The sequence below is a fragment of the Micromonospora sp. S-DT3-3-22 genome (assembly GCF_015354745.1).
Lineage (GTDB): Bacteria > Actinomycetota > Actinomycetes > Mycobacteriales > Micromonosporaceae > Micromonospora > Micromonospora wenchangensis.
Genome location: NZ_JACGMO010000112.1, coordinates 1 through 26,696 on the forward strand (window position 1 = coordinate 1; position 26,696 = coordinate 26,696).

General features: G+C 73.2%; 25 protein-coding genes and 1 pseudogene. 13 read left to right on the forward strand and 13 right to left on the reverse strand.

The features are described 5' to 3' along the window. Positions 1-1,381, reverse strand: a 1,381-nt coding sequence (locus tag H1A17_RS26245; protein ID WP_194823136.1) for an ATP-dependent DNA helicase, incomplete at its 3' end; no start/stop codon positions are given. Positions 1,382-1,522: 141 nt separating this feature from the next. On the opposite strand from H1A17_RS26245, the gene H1A17_RS26250 reads away from it, so the two are divergent. After that, positions 1,523-2,029: a DUF402 domain-containing protein gene (locus tag H1A17_RS26250; protein WP_145921992.1), complete on the forward strand. Its 507-nt coding sequence runs from the start codon at positions 1,523-1,525 to the stop codon at positions 2,027-2,029. 30 nt (positions 2,030-2,059) lie between these two features. Here H1A17_RS26250 and sigJ read toward each other — a convergent pair whose 3' ends face one another. Next, positions 2,060-3,016, reverse strand: coding sequence for an RNA polymerase sigma factor SigJ (gene sigJ, locus H1A17_RS26255; protein WP_194823137.1), 957 nt, complete (start codon positions 3,014-3,016; stop codon positions 2,060-2,062). A gap of 199 nt (positions 3,017-3,215) precedes the next feature. Between sigJ and H1A17_RS26260 the strand changes: the two genes are divergently transcribed. The 3 genes from H1A17_RS26260 (at position 3,216) to H1A17_RS26270 (ending at position 5,924) form a co-directional block, all read left to right on the forward strand. After that, positions 3,216-4,169, forward strand: a complete 954-nt coding sequence (locus H1A17_RS26260; RefSeq protein ID WP_145923071.1) for a PPK2 family polyphosphate kinase — start codon at positions 3,216-3,218, stop codon at positions 4,167-4,169. Between the two features lie 119 nt (positions 4,170-4,288). Continuing rightward, positions 4,289-4,915 carry a DUF47 domain-containing protein gene (locus tag H1A17_RS26265; RefSeq protein WP_067311399.1) on the forward strand — a complete coding sequence of 209 codons (627 nt, stop codon included), beginning with the start codon at positions 4,289-4,291 and terminating at the stop codon, positions 4,913-4,915. 4 nt (positions 4,916-4,919) lie between these two features. Beyond that, a complete protein-coding gene (locus tag H1A17_RS26270) occupies positions 4,920-5,924 on the forward strand; it encodes an inorganic phosphate transporter (protein ID WP_145921990.1) in 1,005 nt (334 codons plus the stop codon). A 52-nt stretch (positions 5,925-5,976) separates the two neighbouring features. Here H1A17_RS26270 and H1A17_RS26275 read toward each other — a convergent pair whose 3' ends face one another. Then, positions 5,977-6,945: a Gfo/Idh/MocA family protein gene (locus H1A17_RS26275; protein WP_145921989.1), complete on the reverse strand. Its 969-nt coding sequence runs from the start codon at positions 6,943-6,945 to the stop codon at positions 5,977-5,979. A 126-nt stretch (positions 6,946-7,071) separates the two neighbouring features. Between H1A17_RS26275 and H1A17_RS26280 the strand changes: the two genes are divergently transcribed. After that, positions 7,072-7,917: an NUDIX domain-containing protein gene (locus tag H1A17_RS26280; protein ID WP_194823138.1), complete on the forward strand. Its 846-nt coding sequence runs from the start codon at positions 7,072-7,074 to the stop codon at positions 7,915-7,917. A gap of 419 nt (positions 7,918-8,336) precedes the next feature. Here the strand turns inward: H1A17_RS26280 and pstB are convergent, their stop codons facing one another. From pstB to H1A17_RS26315, 7 genes are all read right to left on the reverse strand, one after another. After that, positions 8,337-9,113: a phosphate ABC transporter ATP-binding protein PstB gene (gene pstB, locus H1A17_RS26285; protein ID WP_145921987.1), complete on the reverse strand. Its 777-nt coding sequence runs from the start codon at positions 9,111-9,113 to the stop codon at positions 8,337-8,339. 17 nt (positions 9,114-9,130) lie between these two features. Next, positions 9,131-10,219: a phosphate ABC transporter permease PstA gene (gene pstA, locus H1A17_RS26290; protein WP_145921878.1), complete on the reverse strand. Its 1,089-nt coding sequence runs from the start codon at positions 10,217-10,219 to the stop codon at positions 9,131-9,133. Next, positions 10,216-11,307, reverse strand: coding sequence for a phosphate ABC transporter permease subunit PstC (gene pstC, locus H1A17_RS26295; protein ID WP_145921877.1), 1,092 nt, complete (start codon positions 11,305-11,307; stop codon positions 10,216-10,218). The genes pstA and pstC overlap by 4 nt, the downstream gene beginning before the upstream one ends. A gap of 42 nt (positions 11,308-11,349) precedes the next feature. After that, a complete protein-coding gene (gene pstS / locus H1A17_RS26300) occupies positions 11,350-12,453 on the reverse strand; it encodes a phosphate ABC transporter substrate-binding protein PstS (RefSeq protein WP_194823139.1) in 1,104 nt (367 codons plus the stop codon). Between the two features lie 324 nt (positions 12,454-12,777). Continuing rightward, positions 12,778-13,701, reverse strand: a complete 924-nt coding sequence (mshD, locus tag H1A17_RS26305) for a mycothiol synthase (protein ID WP_145921875.1) — start codon at positions 13,699-13,701, stop codon at positions 12,778-12,780. Positions 13,702-13,728: 27 nt separating this feature from the next. Continuing rightward, positions 13,729-14,619, reverse strand: coding sequence for a polysaccharide deacetylase family protein (locus H1A17_RS26310; RefSeq protein ID WP_145921874.1), 891 nt, complete (start codon positions 14,617-14,619; stop codon positions 13,729-13,731). A gap of 176 nt (positions 14,620-14,795) precedes the next feature. Next, positions 14,796-15,512: a response regulator transcription factor gene (locus H1A17_RS26315; protein ID WP_088643167.1), complete on the reverse strand. Its 717-nt coding sequence runs from the start codon at positions 15,510-15,512 to the stop codon at positions 14,796-14,798. Positions 15,513-15,785: 273 nt separating this feature from the next. Here H1A17_RS26315 and H1A17_RS26320 point away from each other — a divergent pair, with 273 nt between their 5' ends. The 5 genes from H1A17_RS26320 to H1A17_RS26335 all read left to right on the forward strand — a co-directional run bounded on the left by H1A17_RS26320 (position 15,786) and on the right by H1A17_RS26335 (position 19,316). Then, a complete protein-coding gene (locus tag H1A17_RS26320; RefSeq protein ID WP_194823140.1) occupies positions 15,786-16,832 on the forward strand; it encodes a hypothetical protein in 1,047 nt (348 codons plus the stop codon). A gap of 135 nt (positions 16,833-16,967) precedes the next feature. Continuing rightward, entirely contained in the window at positions 16,968-17,747 is a 780-nt protein-coding gene (locus tag H1A17_RS26325) for a DUF2993 domain-containing protein (RefSeq protein WP_194823141.1), read from the forward strand. A 116-nt stretch (positions 17,748-17,863) separates the two neighbouring features. Next, a complete protein-coding gene (locus H1A17_RS35880) occupies positions 17,864-17,941 on the forward strand; it encodes an Ms5788A family Cys-rich leader peptide (RefSeq protein ID WP_323135737.1) in 78 nt (25 codons plus the stop codon). A gap of 202 nt (positions 17,942-18,143) precedes the next feature. Continuing rightward, a complete protein-coding gene (locus tag H1A17_RS26330) occupies positions 18,144-18,992 on the forward strand; it encodes a sulfurtransferase (protein ID WP_145921872.1) in 849 nt (282 codons plus the stop codon). 3 nt (positions 18,993-18,995) lie between these two features. Further along, positions 18,996-19,316: a DUF1416 domain-containing protein gene (locus H1A17_RS26335; RefSeq protein ID WP_145921871.1), complete on the forward strand. Its 321-nt coding sequence runs from the start codon at positions 18,996-18,998 to the stop codon at positions 19,314-19,316. A 79-nt stretch (positions 19,317-19,395) separates the two neighbouring features. Here H1A17_RS26335 and H1A17_RS26340 read toward each other — a convergent pair whose 3' ends face one another. Together H1A17_RS26340 and H1A17_RS34765 are read right to left on the reverse strand one after the other, a co-directional pair. Beyond that, positions 19,396-19,650 carry a hypothetical protein gene (locus H1A17_RS26340; protein ID WP_194823142.1) on the reverse strand — a complete coding sequence of 85 codons (255 nt, stop codon included), beginning with the start codon at positions 19,648-19,650 and terminating at the stop codon, positions 19,396-19,398. Then, the gene (locus tag H1A17_RS34765; protein WP_375372834.1) at positions 19,647-19,871 is read right to left on the reverse strand and encodes a DivIVA domain-containing protein; all 225 of its coding nucleotides are present in this window, start codon (positions 19,869-19,871) and stop codon (positions 19,647-19,649) included. Before H1A17_RS34765 ends, H1A17_RS26340 begins: the two co-directional genes overlap by 4 nt. A gap of 453 nt (positions 19,872-20,324) precedes the next feature. Here H1A17_RS34765 and H1A17_RS26350 point away from each other — a divergent pair, with 453 nt between their 5' ends. Then, the gene (locus H1A17_RS26350) at positions 20,325-20,564 is read left to right on the forward strand and encodes a winged helix-turn-helix domain-containing protein (protein ID WP_088643161.1); all 240 of its coding nucleotides are present in this window, start codon (positions 20,325-20,327) and stop codon (positions 20,562-20,564) included. A 383-nt stretch (positions 20,565-20,947) separates the two neighbouring features. On the opposite strand, the gene H1A17_RS26355 is transcribed toward H1A17_RS26350, so the two are convergent. After that, complete coding sequence (locus tag H1A17_RS26355; RefSeq protein ID WP_375372835.1) at positions 20,948-25,330, reverse strand: S8 family serine peptidase; 4,383 nt, start codon at positions 25,328-25,330, stop codon at positions 20,948-20,950. A 302-nt stretch (positions 25,331-25,632) separates the two neighbouring features. On the opposite strand from H1A17_RS26355, the gene H1A17_RS26360 reads away from it, so the two are divergent. After that, on the forward strand, positions 25,633-26,118 hold the full coding sequence (locus H1A17_RS26360; RefSeq protein WP_240762425.1) for a winged helix-turn-helix domain-containing protein: 486 nt from the start codon (positions 25,633-25,635) through the stop codon (positions 26,116-26,118). 52 nt (positions 26,119-26,170) lie between these two features. Further along, a pseudogene (locus H1A17_RS26365) lies at positions 26,171-26,696 on the forward strand (hypothetical protein); the annotation flags it as partial.

Here is a 26,696-nt window from a genome sequence, read left to right on the forward strand (position 1 = left end):
CGGCGGCCGGGGACGGCGGGGCGGGCGGCGGCGCCTCCAGGCCGAGCGCCCGCGCCACCGTGTCGAACCGGCCGCCCAGCGCCAGGGTCGCCGAGGTGGCGACCACCGTGCGCTCGTCGTACAGGTGGGTGGCGAGGGTGCCGGCGACGGACAGCGGCGCCACCACCAGCGCCCGGCGGCTGCCGTTGTCCGGCTTCTCCACCCAGGCGACGTCGTGGTCGGCCTCCTCCAGCAGCCGCTGCGCGGTGGTCGACAGTTCGTCGAGCACCGCCTTGGCCTGCTGCTTGCGGACCGGGTCCGGATCGTCGGCCTTGATGTCGCCGATCGCGTCGAGGGCGGCCCGGGTGGCCGCGTCCAGCAGCGTGCACGCCTCCCGCAGCGGGCCGGGCAGGCCGCCGGTGAGCCGACCGGCCGGGGCCTCGGCCAGCCCGACGGCGAGCGCGTCGCCGGCCTCGGTGAGCCGGTCGGCGACGTCGGGCCGCAGCAGCGGGCGGGCCCGTCGGGCGGACCTGTCGATCTGCTCCGGCACCAGCTCGGCCTGGGCGGCCGAGGAGACCCGGTCGGCCAGCTCGTGCGCCTCGTCGACGATCAGCAGCTTGTGCGGCGGCACGATGTGCCGGCCGGCCAGCATGTCCACCGCGAGCAGGCTGTGGTTGGTGACCACCACGTCGGCCTCGCGGGCGCGGGCCCGGGACGCCTCGGCGAAACACTCCTGGCCGAACGGGCAGCGCGACGCCCCCACGCACTCGCGGGCCGGCATCGAGACCAGCCGCCACGCCTGGTCGTCGACGCCCGGGTCCAGCTCGTCCCGGTCGCCGGTGTCGGTCTTCTCGGCCCAGTCGCGCAGCCGTTGGATCTGCTTGCCCATCCGGCCGGCCTCGCCGAGCCACTTCGTCCCGCCGCCGGGCCGGTCGGCGGGGGCGTCGAAGAGGGTGTCCTCCGGCTCGTCCTCGGTGGAGTTGTCCAGCCGGGCCAGGCAGAGGTAGTGGTGCCGGCCCTTGAGCACGGCGAAGGTCGGGCGACGGCCGAGCAGCGGCTCGACCGCGTCGGCGAGCCGGGGCAGGTCGTGCTCGACCAGTTGGGACTGCAACGCCAGGGTGGCGGTGGAGACCACCACCGGCCCGTCCACGGTCAGCGCGGGGGCGAGGTAGGCGAGCGACTTGCCGGTGCCGGTGCCCGCCTGCACCAGCAGGTGCTCGCGGGCGGCGACGCTGCGTTCGATCGCCTCGGTCATCTGCTGCTGGCCCGGCCGGGTCGCGCCGCCGGGGACCGCGCCGACCGCCGCCGCCAGCAGCTCGGTGCCGCTCGGCCGGCCACCACGCCGTCGACCGGAGCGGGCCGAGGGGGTGCTGGGGCCGGCGGCGGTACGGGGCGGAGTCACCGTGCGACGGTACCCGCCGCCGCCGACAGTGGACGCGCCCCCGCCTCCCCGCGTGGCGCGGTCACCGTCCGGATTGTCGTGACCTCGGACGGGTCAACTCGCTGCGGCGGGGAGGGGTCGGAATCGGCTAGGGTGCGATTCATGCCGAGCGACGTGGTCCGCGTGATCTACCGCAAGTACGACGGCAGCGCCCACCGCGACTACCCGGCCCGCCGGCTGGCCGAGGACGACCTCGGGGTGTGGCTGGGGGTGACCGAGGGCACCGTGTCGGTCTACCACGGCCGGCCCTCGGTGGAGCAGATCCCCTTCGTCCTGCTGGTGCCGCACCACGCCTGGTGGACGGGCATGTTCAACCCGCCGCCCCGGACCAGCGAGGTCTACTGCGACATCGCCACCCCGGCCCGCTGGGAGGGCGACGACACCGTCCACCTGGTCGACCTCGACCTGGACGTGGTGCGCCGCCGGACCACCGGCCTGGTGGAGCTGCGCGACGAGGACGAGTTCGCCGAGCACCGGGCCCGGTTCGGCTACCCGGACGAGGTGGTGGCGCAGGCGCAGGCGGCGGCGGCGAAGCTGCTCACCGCCCTCGGCGACGGCACCGAGCCGTTCGCCTCGGCGTACCGGAAGTGGTTGGCCCTGGTGGTCTGACGGGGCGTGGCCCGGCCGGCGCGGCGGGGGTCACCAGCGGGGCGGCCAGGTGGCGTCCGGGCGAAGCGGCGGCAGCCGGTGCAGCTTGTCCGGGTTGAGTTGGTGGAACAGGCCGGTGATCCGGCCGTCGTGCACGGTGAACGCGGTGACCATCCGCAGCAGCCGGCCGTCGGGCTGGACCGTCTCCAGGTGCAGGCCGAGTACCCCGTCCACCAGCACCGGCGTGGCCCGTAGGCGCTGGCCGTACCGGCCGGCCCGGGCGAAGAGGCCGAGCAGGAAGCGGGCCACCGGTTCGACGCCGACGACCGGGCGGCGGGCCGTCGGGAAGTGTCCCCCGCTGTCGCCGATCAGCACCACGTCCGGGGCGAGGACCCGGACCAGCGTGTCGAGGTCGCCGGATTCGGTCGCGGCGGCGAACGCGGCGAGCACCCGACGCTGCTCGGCGGGGTCGGCGGTGTGCCGGGGCACGTCGGTGGCGGTGACCGCGCGGCGGGCCCGGGAGGCGTGCTGGCGGGCCGCCTCGGGGGTGCTCGCCAGCACCTCGGCGATCCGGGCGAACGGCACCGCGAAGACGTCGTGCAGGACGAAGGCGACCCGCTGTTCGGGGCTGAGCCGTTCCAGGACGACCAGCAGGGCGGTGCCGAGCTGGTCGCGCCGGACCGCCCGGTCGGCCGGGTCGGGGGCGAAACCGTCCGGCCCGGCCGGTCCGCCGGCCGTCGGGGTGACGACCGGCTCCGGCAACCACTGTCCCGGGTACGTCTCGCGGCGGACCCGGGCGGAGCGCAGCACGTCGAGGCAGATCCGGGCACAGGTGGTGGTGAGCCAGCCGCCCAGGTGCCGGATCTCGGCCCGGCGGGCCGGGTCGGCGAGCGCCCCGGCGTACCGCAGCCAGGTCTCCTGGACGGCGTCCTCCGCCTCGCTGCGGCTGCCGAGCATCCGGTACGCCACCGCGACGAGCCGCCCGCGTTCGGCCTCGAACTCCGTCACCAGGTCCACCGTCACCACTACCTCCCGGGTCCGAGCGGATTCTCTCCCACCCACCGGACGGGCCGGCGTGGGAGAACGTGACACCGCACCCGCCGTCGGTGCCGCCGACGCCCGGGAGGCGGCGGGTGCGGCGGTGGGCGAGGATCGGGGGATGCGCGCAGACGAGGAGACGGAGGTCGTCGTACCCGAGGGGGCGACGATGCGGCAGTTGTTGCGGGTGCCCGGCGGTGGTGGCCCGGTCGACCTGGGGGCGGTCGATCCCCGGGCCACCCCGGGTCTGCCCGCGGTGGCGGGCCGGGGCAGGGACCGTAAGCCGTGGGCCCGCCGGCAGGTGGAGCTGGTCGGCGCGGGGCTGGCCCGGCAGCAGGAGATGCTCTTCGCCACCGCCCGGGCGGCCGGCGAGCCGGGCCCGTCGGTGTCGGCTCCGGCCAGGGACGGGGCGCGGCTGGGCCGGGGCCGGCCGGGTCGGCTGCTGCTCGTGCTCCAGGCGATGGACTGCGGTGGCAAGGACGGCACGGTGAAGCGGGTGGCCGGTGCGATGAACCCGCTCGGCCTGCACATCCGCTCGTTCGGCCCGCCGACCCGGCAGGAGTTGCGGCACGACTTCCTGTGGCGGGTCCGCCGGGCGCTGCCCCCGCCCGGGTACGTCGGGGTGTTCAACCGCTCGCACTACGAGGACGTGCTGGTGGCCCGGGTCGACGCCCTGGTGCCGGAGCAGACCTGGCGGGCCCGCTACGACCAGATCAACGCCTTCGAGCGGGAGCTGACCGACGGCGGGGTGACCCTGGTCAAGGTGATGCTGCACATCTCCGCCGACGAGCAGGCGCAGCGGTTGGCGCAGCGGCTGACCGATCCGACGAAGTACTGGAAGTACCAGCCGAGCGACCTCGACTCCCGGGCCCGCTGGGACGACTACCGGGCCGCGTACGCGGAGGCGCTGGGGCGGTGCGACACGGACGCCGCGCCCTGGTTCGTGGTCCCGGCGGACCGTAAGTGGTACCGGGACTGGGCGGTGGCGCACCTGCTGCGGGAGACGTTCGAGGGTCTTGATCTGGGGTATCCGGCTGCCGGTTTCGACGTGGAACGGGAGCGCCAGCGGTTGGCGAGTGGCGGTGGTGACGGCCGAGGTGAACAGCAGATGAACGAGCGGTGAATCGGGTCTGACCAGGGGTAGGCCGGCGGAGACCCGCTCCGGTGGGGTACCTAGCATGCATCAGCGGACGCCCCCTGGGGCGGCGGCCACCCTTCCACCGACACGACGAGGTCCGTGCTGTGAAGTTTTCCTTCCGTCCCACCGAGGGCGCTTTCTACGAGCTCTTCACCAGGGCCGCGCAGAACCTGGTGAAGGGCACCGAGCTGCTCAACGAGCTGGCCCTGCCCGGCGTCGACGTGCAGTCGGTCAGCGAGCGGTTGACCGAGGTCGAGCACGACAGCGACCAGATCACCCACGATCTCTACAAGAAGATCAACTCCACCTTCATCACCCCGTTCGACCGGGAGGACATCTACCGGCTGGGCTCGCTGCTCGACGACGTGATGGACCACCTGGAGGCGGTCGGCAACCTGCTCTACCTCTACGGGCTCACCAAGCTCCCGTCGCTGCCGCGCGAGCTGCACGAGCTGGTCAACGTGCTCGACCTCCAGGCCAAGCTGACCGCCGAGGCGATGCCCCGGCTGAAGTCGATGAAGGATCTCGAGGACTACTGGATCGAGTGCAACCGGCTGGAGAACGACGGCGACCAGGCGTACCGGATGCTGCTGGTCCGGCTCTTCTCCGGCGAGTACGACGCGCTGACCGTCCTGAAGATGAAGGAGGTCGCCGACGAGCTGGAGGCCGCCTGCGACGCCTTCGAGCACGTGGCGAACACAGTCGAGACCATCGCGGTCAAGGAGTCCTGATCCTGTGAGTCCCGAACTCATCGCCGTGCTGGCGGTGATCGCGGTGGCCCTGGCGTTCGACTACACCAACGGCTTCCACGACGCTGCCAACGCGATCGCCACCAGCGTCTCCACCCGGGCGCTGACCCCCCGGATCGCCCTGCTGCTGGCGGCGGTCGGCAACTTCGTCGGCGCGCACTTCGGCGCGGGGGTCGCCAAGACCGTCGGCGACGGCCTGGTCACCCTCCCCACCGGGGTGGGCAGTCTCGGGGTGGTCTTCGCCGGGGTGCTCGGCGCGATCGCCTGGAACCTGATCACCTGGTACTTCGGCCTGCCGTCGTCGTCCTCGCACGCGCTGTTCGGCGGGCTGGTCGGGGCGACCCTGCTCTCCACCGGCGGCGTCGTGCAGTGGATCACCATCGGCGAGAAGGTCATCCTGCCGATGGTGCTCTCCCCGATCATCGGGCTCACCCTCGGTTACCTGCTGATGCTGGCCATCCTGTGGGCGTTCCGCAAGGGGCAGCCGGGCAAGCTCAACCGGGGCTTCCGCTGGGCGCAGACCGCCTCGGCGGCGGCGATGTCGGTCGGCCACGGCATGCAGGACGCGGCCAAGACCATGGGCATCGTGGTGCTGGCCCTCTACACCGGCGGTTTCCAGGACGACAAGACGCACATCCCGGGCTGGGTCTTCTGGACCTCGGCGACCATGCTGGCGCTCGGCACGTACGCCGGTGGTTGGCGGATCATCCGGACCCTCGGCCGCAAGATCATCGATCTGGGCCCGCCGGAGGGTTTCGCCGCCGAGACGGTGGCCAGCGCGGTGCTCTACTTCAACGCCCTGGTGCTCAAGGCCCCGATCTCCACCACCCACACGATCACCTCGGCGATCATGGGGGTGGGCGCCACCAAGCGGCTCTCCGCCGTCCGCTGGAACGTGGCCGGCAACATCGTGCTCGCCTGGATCATCACGTTCCCGGCCGCCGCGCTGATCGCCTGCCTCACCTACCTGCTGGTCCGTCCGCTGTTCTGAGCCACCTCGGGAGGGGCACCCCGCGACCGGGGTGCCCCTCCCGACGTCGTGCTCAGGCGTAGTCGACGCCGATCCGGGCCCGGATGTCGTCCAGCAGGCCCATCACCTCCAGCGTGACCGCGTGCGGCACCAGCGTGCTCTCGGTCAGCCCGGCCGCCAGGCACCGCTGCACCTCGGCGGCCTCGTACTGGTAGCCGCCGCCGGCCGGGTCGTCGGTGAGTGTCTCCGGCTCGGCACCGGCCCGGTGCAGCACCGCCGAGCCGGGCCGGAAGAACGGCTCGGGCAGCTCGATCCGGCCGGTGGTGCCGGTGATCGCGGCGGTCAACGGGGTCGCCCCCACCATGCCGCAGCCCAGCGTGGCGACCGCCCCCGAGTCGTACCCGAAGACGATGCCGGTGTTCTCGTCCACCCCCTCCGGGCTGAGCTTCGCCCAGGCCTGCACGTGCTGCGGCAGGCCGAGTAGCAGGTGGGCCAGGCTCACCGGGTAGACGCCCAGGTCCAGCAGGGCGCCGCCGCCCAGCGCCGGGTTGCGCATCCGGTGCTCCGGCGGGAACGGCCCGGCCACCCCGAAGTCGGCCCGCACACTGGTAACCTCGCCGATCGCCCCGGCCCGGACCAGCTCGACCAGGCGCAGGATCAGCGGGTTGCAGCGCATCCACATGGCCTCCATCAGGAAGACCCCCCGGGCCCGCGCCAGCTCGACCAACTCGGTGCTGGTGGCCAGGTCGAGGGTGAACGGCTTCTCCAGCAGCACCGCCCGGCCGGCCTCCAGGCAGATCCGGGCCGCCTCGTGGTGGGCGGCGTGCGGCGTGGCCACGTAGATCGCGTCCAGCCCGTCGTCGGCCGCCAACTCCGCCCACGAACCGTACGCCCGGTCGGCCCCGTACCGGCCGGCGAACTCCTCGGCGCTCCCGATGGCCCGCGAGCCGACCGCGACCAGTTCGGCCCCCGGCACCAGCCGGAGGTCCTCGGCGAACCGGCCGGCGATGTGGCCGGTGGACAGAATCCCCCAACGTGTCATGCGCCCACGCTAACCCGCCGCCCGTCGCCCACCGGTGGCCCGTGGTGGTCGTCCCGCCCGTCGGTGCCCACCGACCGGGGTCGTCGGCCCGGGGGGTGGTCCGGGCGGCGGGGCTAGGCTCGGCGCATGACGATCGACGGCACCGGTTTCCCCGCCCCACCGGCCCTGGTCGAGCACGCCCGTCGGTTCCACGCCGAGGGCGGCACCCCGGCGACGCCCCGGGTCGCGGCCACCGTGCTGCTGCTCCGCCCGGCCGGCACCGACTTCGAGGTGTACGTCATCCGCCGGGTCGCCGCGATGACCTTCGGCGGGGTGTACGCCTTCCCCGGCGGCGGCGTCGACCCGTCGGACTCCGAGGCGCACCTGGACTGGGCCGGGCCCGACCCGGCAGCCTGGGCGGGGCGGCTGGGCGTCACGCCCGACGCCGCCCAGGCGGTGGTGTGCGCCGCCGCGCGGGAGGTCTTCGAGGAGGCCGGGGTGCTGCTGGCCGGCCCCGACCCGGACACCGTGGTGGGTGACGTCAGCGGTGACGACTGGGAGGCCGCGCGACAGGATCTGGAGGCACGTCGTCGGGGCTTCGCCGGGCTGCTCGCCGGGCGGCAGCTCACCCTGCGGTCCGACCTGCTGCTGCCGTGGAGCCGGTGGATCACCCCGGAGTTCGAGCCGCGCCGCTTCGACACGTACTTCTTCGTCGCTCTGCTGCCCGAGGGGCAGCGGACCCGGGACGTCTCCGGCGAGGCCGACCACACCATGTGGGTCCGCCCGGCGGACGCCCTGGCCCGCGCGCGGGCCGGTGAGCTGACCATGCTCCCGCCCACCCTGGTCACCCTCGCCGAGGTGGCCGCCGCCGCTGTCGGTGGCGGTGGCGTGGCTGCGGTGGCGCGTGCCTCGGTGGCCCGGGACGCGGCCACCCCGGTGACCCCCCGCCTCCACGTCCCCGAGGACGGCACCCCGCACTTCACCCTCGCCTGACTGCCGCCGGGTCCGCGTCGGCCAGGCGGGTCCAACGGCTGCCGCCGCCCGTCGCACCCGGTTCCGCTGCGCCCCCGCCCGTGTAGGTCCACCTCGGACCCTTTCGAACTGATGACGCCAGCGGCTCACGGCCCACCGGGCGGGCGACTCACCAGCGGGACGTCTCCCTGCGGTCCGGCCGGCGGGTCGCCGCCGGTGGGGGGCAGCTCACCGGCGCACCGGGCGAAGAACTCGTCACGTGCCGGGGCGGCCGGGACCGGTGACGTCGCAGGGCGGGTGAATCGTCGACGTCATCAGGTCGAAAGGGCCCGAAGGAGAGTTCCGAGACCCCGCCCCCGCTCCGGCGGTCGCCCCCGCAGGACGACCCGCCCCGCACGACCCGGCGCGGCGACGCGGGCGGACGGGAGTCGGGCGGGGGGTCAGCCGAAGCGGCCGGTGATGTAGTCCTCGGTCTTCTTCTGGCCGGGGTTGCTGAAGATCTTCTGGGTGTTGTCGTACTCGATCAGCCGGCCGGGGTCGCCGGTCTTCTCGATCGAGAAGAAGGCGGTGCGGTCGGAGACCCGGGCCGCCTGCTGCATGTTGTGGGTGACGATGATGATGGTGAACTTGTCCTTGAGCTGGAACATCAGGTCCTCGATGGCCAGCGTCGAGATCGGGTCCAGCGCCGAGCAGGGCTCGTCCATCAGCACCACCTGCGGCTCGACCGCGATGGTCCGGGCGATGCAGAGCCGCTGCTGCTGACCGCCGGACAGGCCCGCGCCGGGCTTGCCGAGGCGGTCCTTGACCTCGTCCCACAGGTTCGCCGCGCGCAGCGCCTTCTCGGCGGCCTCGTCCAGGATGGACTTCCGGCGGACCCCGTTGAGCCGCAGCCCGGCCACCACGTTCTCGAAGATGCTCATGGTGGGGAACGGGTTCGGGCGCTGGAACACCATGCCGATCATGCGGCGGACGGCGGTCACGTCGACGTCGCGGTGGTAGACGTCCTGGCCGTCGATGGTCAGGCTGCCCTCGACCCGGGCGCCCGGCAGCACCTCGTGCATCCGGTTGATCGACCGCAGGAAGGTCGACTTGCCGCAGCCGGACGGCCCGATCAGGGCGGTGACCGTCTTCGGCTCGACCGTCAGGTTGATGTTCTCGATCGCCTTGAAACCGCCGTAGTAGGCGGTCACGTCGGTGGCGTCGATGCGCTTGGCCATGGTGGTACCTCCGGGGTTCATCGGCCGAGCCGGTTGCGGCGGGCCAGCAGCTTCGCGGCGACGGTCAGGACGAGCACGAGGACGACCAGGGTCAACGCCGCGGTCCAGGCCCGTGCCGGGGAGTACTTCGACGCCTCGCCGGCCTGCTGGTAGACGAAGAGGGCCAGCGACGACTGGTTGTTCTCGAACGGGTTGAAGTTGATCGCCGCGCCACCACCGGCGACGAGCAGCACCGGGGCGGTCTCACCGGCGGCCCGCGCGATGGAGAGCATGATGCCGGTGACGATGCCGGGCAGCGCGGTCGGCAGCACCACCCGCAGGATGGTCTTCCACTTCGGCACGCCGAGGGCGTACGCGCCCTCCCGCAGCGGCGCGGGGACCAGCCGCAGCATCTCCTCCGTGGAACGCACCACCGTGGGCAGCATCAGCACGCTCAACGCGAGCGCGGCGGCGAAGCCGGAGAAGCCGGGCTGGCCGTCGTTGAACCACGGCGACACGATCAGCACCCAGAAGGCCAGCACGAACAGGCCGGTGACGATGGACGGGATGCCCGTCATCACGTCGACGAAGAACCGGATGGTGAAGGCGAACCGGCCCCGGCCGTACTCGACGATGTAGATCGCGCAGAGCACGCCGAGCGGGACGGTGATCGCGGTGGCGATGCCGACCTGCTCCAGCGTGCCGACGATGGCGTGGTACGCGCCGCCGTTGGCGTCCCGGGCCCCGATGTTGTTCATCGAGCTGCCGAAGAAGTCACCGTCGAGCCGGGCGGTGCCCTTGCTGACCAGCGTCCACACCACCGAGGCCAGCGGCAGCACGGCCAGCACCAGGGCGGAGTGGATCAGCGCGCTCCAGAACCGGTTGCGGGCCGAGCGCCGCCCCTCCACCGCGTTCGCCGCGACGAAGAGACCGGCCAGGTAGAGCACCGCGCCGAGCACCACGACCAGGACCGGGCCGCCGAGGTCGACGCCGTAGACGATGCCGGCGGCGACCAGCAGGGCCAGCGCCGCCAGGGCAGGGGCGGCGTACCCGGGCAGGCGGCGGGCCCGCAGGCTGTCCGGCTGGGCCGGCGGGCGGGAACGGCGGGGGGTGAGGGTGGTGGTCATGCGGCCGACTCCGTGAACTCGCGGCGGCGGTAGATGATCGCGCGCGCGGTGATGTTGACGACCAGCGTGATCGCGAAGAGCACCAGGCCGGAGGCGATGAGCGCGCCGCGGCCGGTCTCGTTGGCCTCCGCGAACCGGTTGGCGATGTTCGCGGCGATGCTGTTGCCGCCGTTGGCGAGGATGTTGAACGAGATGGCGTACGTCGAGCCGAGGGTGAGCGCGAGCGCGATGGTCTCGCCGAGCGCCCGGCCGAGGCCGAGCATGACGGCGGCGATGATGCCCGGCCGGCCGTACGGCAGCACCGCCGTGCGCAGCATCTCCCAGCGGGTGGCACCCAGCGCGAGGGCGGCCTCCTCGTTGGCGGTCGGGGTCTGGAGGAACACCTCGCGGGAGAGCGAGGTGATGATCGGCAACACCATGATCGCCAGGACCAGGGAGCCGAGCAGGATCGAGTTGCCGTACGGGCCGTCGCCGAAGATCGGAATCCAGCCGAAGTACCTGTTCAGCCAGGCCGACAGGTCGGCGACCGGCCCGACCAGGTAGTCCCGCCCCCACAGGCCGAACACCACGCTCGGTACGGCGGCCAGCAGGTCGATCACGAAGCCCAGCGCGGTGCCGAGCCGCCGGGGCGCGTAGTGCGACAGGTAGAGGGCGATGCCCAGCGCCACCGGCACCGCGACCAGCAGCGCCAGCAGGGCGGTGAGCAGGGTGCCGAAGGCGAGCGCGCCGATGCCGAACGTGGGTGGATCGTCGTTGGGGAACCACCCCTCGAAGGTCCAGAAGTTCGCACTGTTGGCCCGCAGCGCCGGCACGGCCTTGGCGATCAGGAAGACCGCGATGGCCGCGATGATGACCAGCACGGCGACGCCGGCGGCCAGGGTCACGCCACGGAACGCCCGTTCCGCGCCGAACGCGCGGGCCCGGGGCAGCCCGCCGCCTCCGCCGAGGCCACGGTCGTCATCGGGGGTACGGGGGCTGACTGGTGCCTCGGCCACGCGCGCCGAGGCACCGGCGGACCGCTCGTGACCCAGGGTCACGGGGTGTCCGCCGGTGCCGGCGTGTGCCGAGCGGTGAGGGGTTTCACCCATCTGCTCGCTCGCTTCGACTTGAGGTGATGTCGCTCGGGATGCTCAGGCCAGGTTCTTGACCGCGGCCTCGACCTTGGTCCGGACCGAGTCGGGCAGCGGGGCGTAGCCCAGCTCGACCAGCTCGGCCTGGCCCTCGGTGCTGGCGGCGTGCCCCAGCAGACCCTTGACCAGCGGCAGCTTGTCGGCGGCGATGCCCTTGCTGCACACGATCTCGTAGGTCACCAGGACGATCGGGTAGGCCCCGGCCTCCTTGGTGGCGTAGTCGATCGACATCTTGAGGTCGTCGCCCTGGCCCTCGATCTTGGCCCCGGCGATGGTCTTGCCGGCCGACTCGGCGGTCAGTTCGGTGTACTCGCCGGCCCCGTTCTGCACCTTGGCCTTCTTCAGGCCGGAGTTCTCGGCGTACGACCACTCGACGTAGCTGATCGTGCCCTCGGTGCTCTTGACCTTGGAGGCGACACCGTCGGACTTGGGGGCGCCGAGGCCGCCGGGGGCCTTCCACGCCTTGTTGTTGCCGAAGGTCCAGTCCGTCGGCGCGGTCTTCGACAGGTACTTGGTGAAGTTGTCGGTGGTGCCCGACTCGTCGGAGCGGTGCACCGTCTGGATCGGGGCGGCCGGGAGGGTGGCGTTCGGGTTGTCGGCCTTGATCGCCGGGTCGTCCCACTTGGTGACCTTGCCGGCGAAGATCTGCGCCAGGGTGGTCGGCTTGAGCTGGAGGTTGTCCACGCCGCCGACGTTGTAGACGACCGCGACCGGGCCGATCACCATCGGCAGGTTGAGCGCCGCGCCGCCGCTGCACTTGGCGTCGGCCTGCGGCTGCTCCTCCGGCTTGAGGGCGGAGTCGGAACCGGCGAAGTCGGCGGTGCCGGCGATGAACGCCTGGATGCCCGCGCCCGAGCCGGTCGACTCGTAGTTGATCGTGGTGCCGCTGCACTTCTGCTGGTACGCCTTGATCCACTCAGCCATGGCGTTCTTCTGCGCGGAGGAGCCCTGCGCGTTCAGGGTGCCCTTGCCGCAGTCGGCCGCGTTGGCCGAGCCGGAGGCGGAGGCGCTGGCCGGCTCGTTGTTGTCCGAGCCGCAGGCGCTGAGGCCGAGGACCGCGGTAAGAGCGAGGCAGGCAATGGCGCCGTGCCGCTGGAGCTTCACCTGAGGGGTTTCCCTTCACGTCTTTGGTCAGGTCGCCCGGATGGGGCCCGAGTGCCGGCGCTGACCGGCTGACACGAAAGCTAGAAGTGCCAGGTAGACGGTTCGCCGGTCGGAAGTGAACGGGGCATGAACAGCCCCGGCCGGGAAGGTGACCGCTGCCTGAGGGAGGGTTGTCCGTTAGGTGAACTGCCGTCCCGGTATCCGCATTGATGCGATATATCCGGGCAGCCGTTATCCGCGCGTGGCCCTGCCGTTACCGCGCGGAGACACGCCGATCATGGCCCCGGCCGGTCACCGGCCGGGGGTGGCGTGAACGGGGCAGCGTCAGCCCAGGTGGTAGTTGACGTGCCCGCACCAGCGGGCGAACCCGAGCCGTTCGTAGAGCGAGACGGCGGCGGTGTTCGACTCGTCGACGTAGAGCATCACCCGGTCCAGCCCGCGCCGGTCCCGCAGGTAGGCCAGACCGGCCGTGGTGAGCGCCCGGCCCAGGCCGCCGCCGTGGGCGTCCGGGTCCACCCCCACCACGTAGACCTCACCGGTACGGGCCGAGCCGGGCCGCTCGTGCACCTTGGTCCAGTGGAAGCCGAGCAGCCGCCCGGTGGCGTCGACGGCGAGCAGGAAACCGTCCGGGTCGAACCACGGCTCGGCCAGCCGGGCCCGCAGGTCGTCGGTGGTCCACCGGCCCTGCTCGGGGTGCGTGGCGAAGGCGCGGGCGTTGAGCGCGAGCCAGGCGTCGTCGTCCGCGCCGGGGCGGAAGGAACGCAGCGTCACCCCGTCCGGCAGACGGGGCGGTGGCACCGCACCGGTCAGCGGCCGGCGCAACTGCCAGAGCACCCGGGCCCGGGTGAAGCCGAGATCCACGGCGAGCGCGGCGGCGGACGGGTGGTCGCCGTGCGCCCAGGCCCGCAGCGGGCCGGACGCCGCCGCGAGGACGCCCCGGACCAGCGCCCGCCCGGTGCCCCGCCGCCGGAAGGCCGGGTGCACCACCAACTCCACCCCGACCCCGGACGCCGGCTCGGTGGTGTCCAGGTGGGCGTACCCGGTCAGGGTGCCGTCGGGGGCGCGGGCGGTCAGGTGCCCGGCCGCCGCGTGCGGGTCACGCAGCCGCAGCAGGGTGTGCTCGTCGAACGGGTCGGCCCCGTCGGCGTCGCCGCCGAGCCGGGCCAGGGCCAGCACCTCGGTCACCTCGTCCGGGGTGAGGCGGTCGGTGCGGGCCACCCGGTCGACGGTCGGTTCGACGCTGCTCATCCCGACACGGTAGTCGGCGTCGCCGGTTCAGTTGGCCCCGCCGGGCGGTAGCGCCTCCAGCCGGAACCGGCCGGTCAGGTCGGGCAGCAGCCGACGCAGCGCGTCCACCGTGCCCTGCCGGTCGCCACCGGCGTCGTGCATGAGCACGATCGCGCCCGGCCCGGTGTCCCCGGAGACCGTCGCGGTGATCTTCGCGGCCCCGGGGACCTGCCAGTCGTTGGGATCGACGGTCCAGTGCAGCGGGGTCATCCCCAGCCCCTCGGCGACCGACACCACGGGGTACGTCCAGGCCCCGCCGGGCTGCCGGAAGTAGCTGACCGGGGCGTCCGGCACGGCGGCGTGGATGGCGTCGTTGGTCCGGACCAGGTCGGCCCGGATCAGGGCGGGGGAGCGTTTGCCGAGCAGCACGTCGTGGTGCCACGAGTGGTTGCACAGGGTGTGCCCGTCGGCCACGATCGCCCGGATCAGGTCCGGGTGGTCCTGGGCGTTCTCGCCGACCACGCAGAACGTCGCCTTGACGCCGTACGTTCGCAGCACCTCCAGCACCTGCGGCGTGTACGTCGGGTCGGGGCCGTCGTCGAAGGTCAGCGCGACCTCGCCGGTGCCGGTGCTGGCGTGACTGCCGAACGGGCCGTCACCGCCGCTGGCGGGCTGCGGCGCGTCCGGGTCGGCCCCGGCGGTGGGAGTGTCGGCCGGGGTGGACGCGTCGGGGCGGGTGCCGTCCGTGGTGGCGGGCGGGGCGGCCGGGTCGGCGGGTTGCTCGCCGTACTGGGCGCCGTCGACCTGCGCCGCCGCGCCGAGGGGCTGGCGGGGCGGGTCGGGGGTCATGCTGCGGCCGAGCGCGTACGCGGACCCGAGCAGGGCGGCCAGCACCAGCGTGACGACGCCGATGGTCCCGCCGGTCGACCGGGTACGCATCAGCGCCACCGCCGGTCCGGATCGCGGGACGGCCCTCGCGTCGCCCCCGTGGTCAGTGCACGCACCGTAGCCCCTCTCGCCCCTGCTGATTACGGCACCAAGAATAGAACCGACAACAGGAGCAAAAGGGGCGTATCGGAAATAGTCCTATCGGGGTGCGGTGCCACCGCCCCCGATCAGACCGGCAGCGGTGCGGGCTCGGACTCGGGCAGCGACCGGGACGACGGCGGGACCACGAACTTGTAGCCCACCTGGCGGACCGTGCCGATCATCGACTCGTACTCCGAGCCGAGCTTGGCCCGCAGCCGCCGGACGTGCACGTCCACCGTACGGGTGCCGCCGAAGTAGTCGTAGCCCCAGACCTCGCGCAGCAACTGGTCCCGGGTGAACACCCGGCCCGGGTGCTGGGCGAGGAACTTGAGCAGCTCGAACTCCTTGTAGGTGAGGTCGAGCGGCCGGCCCTTCAGCTTCGCCGCGTAGGTGTCCGGGTCGATGTTCAGCTCGCCGGCCCGGATCGACCCACCGGCCCCGGACGTGGCGTTGCTCAGTCGGCCCACCGCGAGCCGCAGCCGGGCCTCCACCTCGGCCGGACCCGCCCCGGCCAGGATCACGTCGTCGACGCCCCAGTCGGCGTTCAGGGCGATCAGGCCGGCCTCGGTCACCACCGCGACCAGCGGCACGCCCAGGCCGGTGGCGTGCAGCATACGACAGGTGGCACGGGCCTCGCTCAACTCCGACCGGGCGTCGACCAGCACCGCGTCCGGGCTGGGCCCGGAAACCAGGGTGCGGACGTCACGCGGTGCGGTACGGACCGAATGCGGCAACAGGTCGAGTGCCGGCAGCACCGCCGAGGGCTCACCTGCGCGCGCGGTCACCAGCAGCAGGAGCTCCACACGATCACCTCCGTCCCGGCGGCCCTTCGGCCGCACGCGACCAGCTGCCCCGCGGGTGGGCAGGGCGCTGAGAACTTGCGTGGGTCCCGGCGTCGCTGACGGGCGGGTAACAGCCTGAGCGTAACCGATTGCTCCGCTGTCACCCCGGCGTCCTTTCCTGTTTGTCGGATCTGCCCGTGATCACCGGTCAGGTTTTAACGTCGCCGAAACCGTGATCCCCGTCCGGCGCCCCGTGATCCCCGCCGAACCCCGTCGGTCTGGCACGATCGGGGCGTGTTTCCCTCCACCTCGCCCGAGACCGGCCGTGACCCGTGGGCCGACGACGCCCCCGACGGGCCCGCCGGCCCGGCCGGAGGGCCCGCGCCCGGCCCCCGCCCCGCCCCCGACGACGACGCCGGGAGCCGACGCGAGCGCGGCCCACGCCGGTTCCGCAAGGGCGGCCAGCCGCGCCGCACCGAGGACGACGAGGTCGAGCCGGACGAGGAGCCGATCGAGCCGGTCGAGGTACGCCGCCCGCTCTCGCTGACCGTCGCCGGGTTCGCCGCGCTGCTCGGCGTCGGCCTGGTGCTCGGCGCGCAGACCGCCGGCCCCGGGCACCGGCTGCCGTTCGCGATCATCGTGTTCGGCGTGCAACTGCTCTTCGTGCTGGCCTGGACGATGGCCATGCGCCCGCCCGCGCTGCTGCTGGTCGCGCTGACCAGCGGCGTGGTCGCCGCCGCGGCCGACGTCGCCGCCGTGCAGACCGACGTGGCCGGGCTGGCCCCGCTCGGGTACGTGGCGCTGGGCGGGTTCCTGGTCGGGGTGCTGGGCCAGCTCGTCCGCCGGGTGGACCGGGTCCGGGTGACCGACTCGCTCGGCACCACCCTGCTCATCGTGGTCGGCGTGGTGGCGTTCGCCACCCTGATCACGCTCAGCCGGATTCCCGCCGGCACCCAGGCGATCACCGTCTGCCTGGCCGCCACCGGCGTCGCCCTCACCGTGGCCCGGCTCACCGACGCCGTGCTCGCCTGGCCCCGGCTCGCGCCGCAGGTGCCCCGGGGGGCCGCCGGGGTGGTCGTCGGCGCGATGGTCGGCACCCTCACCAGCGCCCTGCTCGGCAGCTACCTGGTCGGCTTCACCCCGACCAGCGCCGCGGTCATCGGGCTGGTCACCGCGGCCACCGCCGTGCTGGCCGACCTCGCCGTCGGCTACGCCGAGGCGGGCCGGTTGATGGCCGGCGAGCCGCCCACCATGTGGATCGCCCGGCACATGCAGGGTCCGCTGGGCGGGTTCGCGCTGGCCGCTCCGGCGGCGTACGCCATGTGTGTGCTCTTTCTCTGACGCCGGCTGACGGCGGTGGGGCGCGCGGCGCGGTTGGGCGCGGCGGCGCCCGGGTAGTAGCGGTGCGCCGCGGGCGGCGGCATCGATGACGGGCACGTCGCGCGACCGCGACGGCGACGACGGACGGAGACGGGCGTGGCGCAGACGTACGAGGAGCGGCCCCGGCGGCGCGGGCGCAGGTGGCTCGTCGTACTTGTCGTCCTGGTGCTGATCCTGGGCGGGTTGCTGGTGGTGGCCGACCGGGTGGCGGCCGGGCTGGCCGAACGCGCCATCGCCGACCAGGTGCAGCAGGCGATCACCGAGCAGGACGCCAGCTCCGCGCCGCCCCGGGTCGACGTGGGCGGGTTCCCGTTCCTCACCCAGGTCGTCGACGGCCGGTACGAGCGGATCTCCATCGTGCTGACCGACGTGCAGGGGTCGGTGGAGGGCAACGCGGTCAGCCTGCCCCGGCTCGACGTGGACGCCCGTAACGTGCGCGCCCCGCTGGACACCATCCGCTCCGGGCAGGGCGAGGTGGTGGCCGAGACGGTGGCCGGCACCGGCACGGTCACCTACGACAGCCTGGCCAAGCTGCTGGACCGGCCGGGGCTCAAGCTCGGTGAGCAGAACGGCAAGCTCGCCGTCACCGCGCCTGTCGACATCCTCGGCCAGAAGCTCACCGTCACCGGCACCGCCGACGTCACCGTGGCCGACGACGGCAAGGTGTCGCTGAAGTTCAGCGACCTGAACGCCCAGGGGCTGCCGGCGGTGCCGCTGGCCCGGACCCTGCTGAACAACTACGCCCGGGGCATCTCGGTGGACGTGCCCCTGCCGTCGCTGCCGTTCCAGCTCAACGTGCGCAAGGTCGAGCCGCGCCCGGAGGGGCTCACGGTGACCGCCGACGCGAAGGACGTCCCGATCAACTCGCCGAGCTGAGTCAGCGCTCAGTTCTGGACGCGGCACCCACCCGGCGCTGCCCGCCTGGTGGGCCCGCGTCCCGCATGCTGGTCGTGAGCTGGCACTCTCCGGGACGGCTGGTAGGCTCCGAGCCCATGGGGACGCACCTCACCAAACGGCGCGCGGTCGACCTGTGCCGCGTGGCCACCTGCCTGTGTCGCTCCGTCATCTGACGGCGGGGCTGTCTCCGGCCGCCCAGCGGCCACCGCACCCAGGGTCCCTGACCTTCGGGTGCCAACCCTCCGAAACGCCCGGCAGCGGCGCCGTCGCACGAACCCGTGATCCGTTCCTCTATGGGTCCCGCGCAGGGTGCGACATCACCGATCTCCACCACCCGCGCTGGCTCACCACCCATCCTCACCAGGGAGTGATCTGATGAGTCGCGACACCGCACTCGTTTCGGCCGAATGGGCCGAGAAGAACCTCGACGCCCCGGGCGTCGTCTTCGTCGAGGTCGACGAGGACACCTCGGCCTACGACACCGGCCACATCGCCGGTGCCATCAAGCTCGACTGGAAGACCGACCTCCAGGACCCGATCCGCCGGGACTTCGTCAACAAGGCCCAGTTCGAGGCGCTGCTCTCCGAGCGGGGCATCGGCAACGACGACGTCGTGGTCCTCTACGGCGGCAACAACAACTGGTTCGCCGCGTACGCGTACTGGTACTTCAAGCTCTACGGCCACCGCGACGTCAAGCTGCTCGACGGCGGTCGCAAGAAGTGGGAGCTGGACGCCCGCCCGCTGGTCACCGACGCGGTCACCCGTCCGGCCACCCAGTACGTCGCGAGCGAGCCGGACACCTCGATCCGGGCCTTCCGCGACGAGGTCGTCGACGCGATCGGCACCAAGAACCTGGTCGACGTGCGCAGCCCCGACGAGTTCGCCGGCCGGCTGCTGGCCCCCGCCCACCTGCCGCAGGAGCAGGCGCAGCGGGCCGGGCACATCCCCACCGCGATCAGCGTGCCGTGGTCCAAGGCGGCCAACGAGGACGGCACCTTCAAGTCCGACGACGAGCTGCGCAAGATCTACGCCGACGCCGGGCTGGACGACGGCAAGGAGACCATCGCCTACTGCCGGATCGGCGAGCGCTCCTCGCACACCTGGTTCGTCCTCCAGGAGCTGCTCGGCCACACCAACGTCAAGAACTACGACGGTTCCTGGACCGAGTACGGCTCGCTGGTCGGCGTGCCGGTGGCCCTCGGCGACGAGCCCGGGGAGGCCTGAGCCATGACTGCTCCCACCGCCGCCGGCTGCGCCGCACCGGACCAGTCCGCGCCCCTGCCGGCCAGCCTGGACCTGGAGAAGGAAACCGTCATCACCGGCCAGGTGCTGGCCGAGTCGGGCGATGTCGTGCCCGGCGCGTACGTCCGGCTGCTCGACTCGACGGGTGAGTTCACCGCCGAGGTCGTCACCTCCCCGGCCGGTCAGTTCCGGTTCTTCGCCGCGCCGGGCAACTGGACCCTGCGGGCGCTGTCCCGGCACGGCAACGGCGACACCGCCGTGACCGCCAACCGGGGCGTCAACGAGGTCTCCGTCACGGTGGCCTGACCCACGCTCTCGATCGGCCCGGGGCCGGTCACCCCACCCGGGGTGACCGGCCCCGCGCCGTCGCCCCCCTCCGGCGGCGTCACGAGGTGCAGCCGCCCTGGTGACCGACCCGCCGGACGCAGCGCCGACGCCCACCGAGCCGCCGGTCGCAGAAGACGTGATGCTGCGGTTCCGACCCGCCCTCCTCGGAGACGGTCGTCTCACCGAGCACCAGCTCCGGCAGGAACGCCAGCGACCGGCCGATCGCGCGGGCCAGCAGCCGCGCCGCCGGCAGGTCGTCGGCGGCGACAGTCAGGTGTACGACGAACCGCTCCCGCCCGGTCGCGGCGGTCACGCCCGCACCACCCGGGGCGCGAACCGGGACTGCCAGTCGCGCAGCGCACCCTTGATCCGTGCGTTCTCCTCCCGGGTACGGGCCAGCTCGGCGTGCAGCACCGCCAGCTCGTCGGCGATCCGGTGCAGGAACCCGTCCACCTCGGCCGGGTCCAGCCCGTGCCGGGACCGCCGGAACCGCTGCTGCCGCACCTGACTCGTGCACAGCGGCCGGTACGCCACCGATCGGTGGTGGTTCGCCGGTTGGTGGTGGTATGCCGCCGGCCTGTGGTGGTGCCCGGTATTCGGCCGCCCCGGCGGTCCGGACCGCCTGACGGGACGGCTGCCGGTCCGGCTGCTCGCGGCATGGCTGGTCGGGACCTCGTTGGTCGGGGGTCGGTCGGTTGTCGTCGAACGGTTCCGGCGGAACAGCCGGAGGAACCTGCACACGATGGGACCACCTCTCCGCAGGGGGCAGCGGGGGACCGTGCTGCCGTGGAAGGTGGCCGGGGCAGGCGGTTTCCCTTCCACTGCACCCACCCCGGCCGGGGGGAGAGCCCTGCTCGTTGCCACGCGAGGAGCGCTCGCCGACCAACTTATTTGAGGAACTTGAAAGAGTCAACGACCGGTTGCAGTGCGTAGTTGCATGCCGTGATGAGAGCGTGATCGAATCGCGGGTGCCACGCGAGGAGTGCCATGCCTGCGACCCCGGACTACATCCGGATCTCCGACGAGATCGTCGCCGACGTCAGGTCGGGTAAGTACAAGCCGGGGGACAAGCTGCCCTCGATCAGCGAGCAGTGCAGCCGGTTCAACGTCAGTCCGTCGACGATCAACCTGGTCAACGTGCGGCTGGAGGCGCTCGGGGTGATCAGCCGTCACCAGGGCAAGGGCATCTACATCACCGATCCGGCGACCTGGTTGCGCAAGCCCTGATCTGAACCTGAGGGCGTTTTCGGGGCTGCGCCGACGTTGCTCACGTGCCGCCGCCTGTGCACCGCTGTCCTGCTGCTCTGCTGCCCTACTGATCCCGATGGGGGACGCTCTCCCCGGTCCAGAACATGGTGTGGCTTCCCCGAGCCGACGGAGAGGTCGGTCCCCGGCGACCGAAGCTCGTCGGGGCACCACCGTCAACACGTAGTCAGCGATGTAGCGGTATCAGTACGCACTGATACCGCTACAACGGCCCAACAGCGCTGGATCACGACGGACGCCGCCCCACGGGGCGGGGCGGACGCGGGGCGAGGCGGCCGGGGAGATGGCGGTGGCCGCCGACCCCGGGCGGGGTCGACGGCCACCGGGTGGGGCCGGTCAGCCGGTCAGAGGCCGGATGCCCGGACGCCCGCGCAGGTCGACGTCGGGGTCAGCCCGAAGTTGAGCGTCCCGACGATGCCCGCTTCCACGACGGTGCGCTGGACCTGGGGCACCCAACCGTCCTTGGCCACGATCGCCTCGTACTTGCCCTTCGGCAGCCACCAGGCGTAGCGACCCTGGGCGTCGGCGGTGAGCGTGACGCCGGTGGTCGAGTTGACCAGGTTCAGCCGGATCGTCGCCGGGACGCCGACGGTCTGGCCGCCGCAGGTCACCCCGGTCACCGTGCCCTGGATCTTGCCCCAGTTGTTCGGCGGCGAGACGTTCATCTCGACGCCGACCGCCGACACCGGGTACGGCGTGTCCGAGGTGATCCCCAGCTCACCCGAGTACGCCCCGGGCTGGAGCACCCCGGCCGCCGCCGTGGCGGTCAGCGTGACGGTGACCGTCTGGGACGCCCCCGGGGCGAGCGTGAAGCTGGTCGGTGCGGTGGACAGCCACGGCAGGTCACTGGCGTCCGCGCAGCCCTCCAGCCCGCCGAGCCGTTCGCTGTCGGCCGAGCCGACGAACGAGCTGGGCGACCCGCCGATCTTGTACGCCCCGCAGGCGGCGGCACCCCGGTACCTGTTGAACTGGGCGTTCGGCAGGTTCTTCCAGGCCCCGGCGACCGGGTCGAAGCCGAGCGTCCGGTTGGTGACCGACGTCGAGCCGCCCGTCACCCCGCCGGCCAGCACCAGCATGCCGCCGGCCGACGCGTACTGGGAGCCCCACAGGTCGACCGGGAGGTTCGGCAGCGGGCTCCAGGTGTCCGACGCCGGCTCGTACCGCCAGGTGTCGGTGTACTCGTCGGCGGCGACCCCGCCCGCGCAGTACACCTGGCTGCCGATCCCGCCGCAGGACACCCAGGAGACCGGGTGCGGGTAGGCCGCGCCGGTGCGGAACGTCCCGGAGCGCGGGTCGAACACCACCAGCTTGTCGGTCTCCGTGCAGGTGCTGTCGACGCAGCCGCCGACCAGGTACACCTTGCCACCGGCCACGGCGGTGCCGGCCGCGGCGGCGGGTGCCGGGTTGACCGCCCCGGCCAGGGTGCTCCACGCGCCGGTGGCCGGGTCGAAGACGTCCACCGACGGCTCCGGACCCTCGCCGTCGCCCCAACCGCCGATCACGTACAGCTTGCCGCCGATCCCCACGGCGGACGGCTTGGAGCGGGCGTGCGGCAGGTCGGGCAGCGCCGTCCAGACGCCGGTGGCCGGCTCGAACACCCAGGCCTTGCGCTCGTTGCCGGTGTCGCCACCGCCGCCGACCGAGTAGACCTTGCCGTCCAGGTTGGCCGCCGCGTTGTCGTAGATCGCGGCGGGCAGGTTGGTGATCCGGGCCCAGGCGTCGTCGGCCTGCGGCGCGGCGTCGACGGACCCGCCGCCGTAACGGGCACCGGTACGCCCGGTGCTGATCCCCTTGACCACCTGCTCCCGCAGCGGCGCGCCGGCGGTGGACAGCACCTCGAACCCGCCACCGCGTTCCAGCAGCTCCACGGTCGCCGGGGCGGTGCCGGTGTTGCGTACCGTCACCTTGGCGTTGCGGGTGCTGCCGTACGGCTGATGGGCCTCGATCGTGGTGGTGCTGACGGTGAGCCGCCCCGCGGCCAGGGCCAGGTCGGCCCGACGGGTGCTGTCGGCCACCACGCTCACCTGCTGGGTGACCGCCGTGTACGGCGGCCGGGAGGCGGTGAACGGGTGGGTGCCGGTCAGCCCCGAGAAGAGGTGGTAGAAGCCGTCCGGCAGGTTCGGGTCGTCCGGGGTGGCCGCCGAGACGGCCGTGTCGGTGGGCCGGTCGACGCTGGTCACCGTCACCCCGTTGACGGCGGCGCCGGTGTTGCGGTCGGTGGTGTTACCGACCACCAGGCCACCCGGGACGGGGGTGCAGTCCCGGTTCACCAGCTGGACGTCGTCCACCTGCCACCACCAGGCGAAGGTGCCCTTGAACCGGAAGCGCACCAGCGCGCCGGCCGCGCCGGCCGCCGGGGTCAGCGGCACCTCCTCGACCCGGGGGCCGCGCCGGCTGGCGGTCTGGTGCCAGACGTTCGTCCAGCTCGCCCCGGCGTCGGTGGAGACGTCCACGTCGGCGGTGTCGCTGATCCCGACGGCCCGCCAGTCACTGCGGAACCGCAGCAGCGGCGCGGCCGAGGCGGACAGGTCGACCGGCGGGGCGACCAGGTCGGTGTCCTGGGTGTTGCCGGTGCCGAGCTTGTCGCTGTCGATGATCGCGAACCCGCCGGTGCCGCCGGTCAGGTTGCCCCGCGCGCCCGGGTCGTTGAAGACCCAGCCGCCCTTGTCGGTGCGGTTGCGCACCGTCCAGCCCTCCGGCGCGGTGGTGCCGTCGAAGCTCTGCGACAGCAGCGGCGCGCTGAGGCTGCCGGTGTAGCCGGCGGCGACACAGGCCGCCTCGACGGGGACCGGGATGTCGGCCGTGGTGCCCGTCGCGCCGACGGTCAGGTCCTTCGTCACCGTCCGGTAGCCCGGGTACTTCGCGGTGACGGTGAGCTTGTAGTCGGTGTTGCCGGCCACGGTGAACGAGTACCGGCCGGTCACCGGGTCGGTGAAGACGGGCGCGCCGGGACGGCCGGCGACCTCGATCTTGGCGTACAGCGGCCAGCCGTGCCCGGAGCCGTCGGTGACCCGGCCGGAGACGGTGACCGTCGGGGTGGCCGTCAGGGCGAAGTCCCGGGTGACCGTGCCGTCCTCCGGGACGGTCACGGTGCCCGTCGCGGTGCGGAAGCCGTACGCGGACACGGTCAGCGTGGTCTCGCCGGCCGGGACGGTCAGCGAGTACCTGCCGTCGGTGCCGGTGGTGACGCTGCGCGCGCCCGTGGCGACGGTGGCACCCGCCACCGGGTCGCCGCCGGCCGCGTCGGTGACCCGGCCGCTGACCTGGCCCACCGGCCCGCGCGGGGCCTGCCGGACCGCCTCGTACGCGTTGAGCCGCCCCTCACCGAAGACGTTGTTGTCGGCGGCGGTGCCCCCGCAGGTGGTCGCGTCGACGTCGGTCGCGGTGCGGTCGAGCAGCGCCTCGGTGCCGGCGATGTCCCCGCGCAGGCTGGGCGCGGCCGACCAGATCAGGGCGACCGTGCCGGCCACGTGCGGGGCGGCCATCGAGGTGCCGCTGAACGACGCGTACCCGTTGCCGGGGACACTGGAACGCACGTTGCTCCCCGGTGCGGCGATGTTCGGCTTCAACCCGGCCGGGTCGGTGGCGTTCCCCCGCCCGGAGAAGCTGGAGATGGCGTTGTTCACGTCGTACGAGCCGACCGCGTACGCGTTGGGGTTGTCGCCGGGGGAGCCGGCGCTGCCGCAGGCCGGGCCGTCGTTGCCGGCGGAGAAGACCGGGAACATCCCGGCGGCCCGCCAGGCGGCCACGGTCTGCTGGTACCACGGGTCGCCGCCGTCACCGCCCCAGGAGTTGTTGACGATGTCGGGGCGCAGGTCGGGGCGGGGGTTCTGCCCGTTGAGGTCGGTCGGGGCGAGCACCCACTGGCCGGCGGCCAGCAGCGAGGCGTCCGAGCAGTTGTTGGACTCGCAGCCCTTGGCGGCGATCCACTTCGCGCCGGGGGCGACCCCCACCTGGTTGGCGGAGCCGTCGGTGCCGACCATGGTGCCCATGGTGTGCGTGCCGTGGTCGTTGTTGTCGCAGGGCGCGTCCTGCGGGCAGATGCCGGCCGGGTCGTACCAGTCGTAGTTGTGGTCGAACGTGCCGCCACCGAGGTTGCCCCGGTAGGAGCCGACGAGCGCGGGGTGGTCGAACTGCACGCCGCTGTCGATGTTGGCGACGACCAGCCCCTCACCCCGGTCGCCGAACTCGTCCCAGACCCGGGGCGCGCCGATGTTGGTCAGCCCCCACTCGACGGCGTCGGTGCCGGCGCGGGCGGCGGTGCCGCGCACCGGACGGATCAGCGGGTAGCTGCGGGTCGGTGCGATCCGCTCGACCTCGGGCCGGGCGGCGATGGTGTCCAGCAGCGCCCGGTCCCCGGTCACCCGCAGCGCGTTGGCGATCCAGTAAGCGGTGTAGGTGGCCTTGCGGTCGTCGAGCACGGCCCGCAGGTCACGCTGGGTCCGTTCGGCGGTGGTGGTGAGCAGCCGGTGTACCTCGTCGGCGCGGGCGTCCGGGCTGCGCAGCCGGGCCGCCTGCGCGAGCGGGGCCTGTTCGCGCAGGTAGACCAGGAAGGTCTCGGTGCCGTCGGCGAGCCCGTCGAGGACCTGCCGGTCCACGGTGGCCCGGGGCGCGGCCGGCGCGGCCCCGGCGGGTAGTGCGGGCTGGGCGGTGAGGCCCAGGAGTCCGGCCGCGAGCGCGGCCACCAATCGCCACCGGGACGGTCGTCCGGTCGGTCGTCTGAGCACGCTGTTCCTCCCCACGTCGTCGGGCCCGATCGGTTCGGGCCCGGCCGCGTGTGCCGGGGTCGCGGCCACGCGCAGCGGCTGAGGAGGTGGCCGGTGGTGGGTGCTGCGTGGCCCCCCCACGGCCGCTGTGCATCATGCTCAGCCGGAGAACCAAGCTGATCAATGGATCGGGTCGGTCAGTATTCGGTCAGTAACCGGGCGCCACGCTGACCGCTAGGCTGACGGCAGGCCGCGCCGGCCCCCGTCGTGGGCAGACGGGGCCGCCGGGCAGCGGGCGGCGGGTGTGGTCCTGGGGAGGACGGGTGACCGGTGTCGACATCCCTTTCGTGGTCTGTGTCAGCGCTGACGTCTCGGTCCGGGAGCGGGTGGTCCGCCGGCTCGACGACCTCGGCCCGGTGGTGATCTGCGCCGACCTGGCCGAGCTGCGCGCCATGCTCTTCCCCACCCCGCCGGTGCCGGCTCCCGCGTCCCCGCCGGAGCAGCTCCCGGTGCGCTGCGGCTACCTCGTCGTCGACCCGGCCCGCCACCTGGTCACCTGGCAGGGGGAGCCGCTGGCGCTGACCCGGCTGGAACGGGAACTGCTGGCCCGGCTGGCCGGCGACCCGGGGGCGGTCTGGAGCTACGAACGGATCTTCGGCTCGGTCTGGGGCGGCGCCTGGCTGGGCGACGCGGCCATCCTGCACTCGGCGGTCAAGCGGTTGCGCCGCAAGCTGCGCGAGGTGCCCGGCGGCCCGCAGGTGCAGACCGTACGCGGCGTCGGCTACCGGCTCGCCGTACCGCGCGCCTGACGCCGGACCACCGGCGGGTGGGCCGGCGGCGGGGGCGTGACACGATGGCCCGGTGAACGGTGCCGTCCAGCAGGGGTACGCCCCACCGACCGGTCCGTCCGCGCCGCGCCGCCGGCTGGCCTGGCTGCTGGCCGTGACGGTGGCCTGGGCGGTGGTGGTGGGCGGGCTCACCTGGTGGTCGGCCCGGCACGACCCGCCGACCGTCAAGGAACAGCGCACCCTCGCCGAGGCCGGCCCGGTGGTCGACCGGGCGCTCGGTGAACTGGTCGCGGCGGTCGGCGACGGCGCCTGGGCGCTGACCGGCCCGCAGGTCGAGCGCGGCTGCCGGATCACCCCGATGGCCGACGGCGCGACCCTGAGCCGGGGGCTGGACGTGCTGGTCGCCGAGGGTGGCGAGCGGGCCCTGCTGGACCGGGTCGCCGACCGGCTGCCGGCCGACTGGCGGGCCGGGGTGCGGGCCGGCGCGTCGGGTCCCCGGCTGCGCGCCGACGCCGGGGAGTTCGTCGCCGTGCAGGGCCGGGTGACCAGCGGTGGCCGGGTCCGGTTCACCGCCGACACCGGGTGCCGCCCGGAGATCG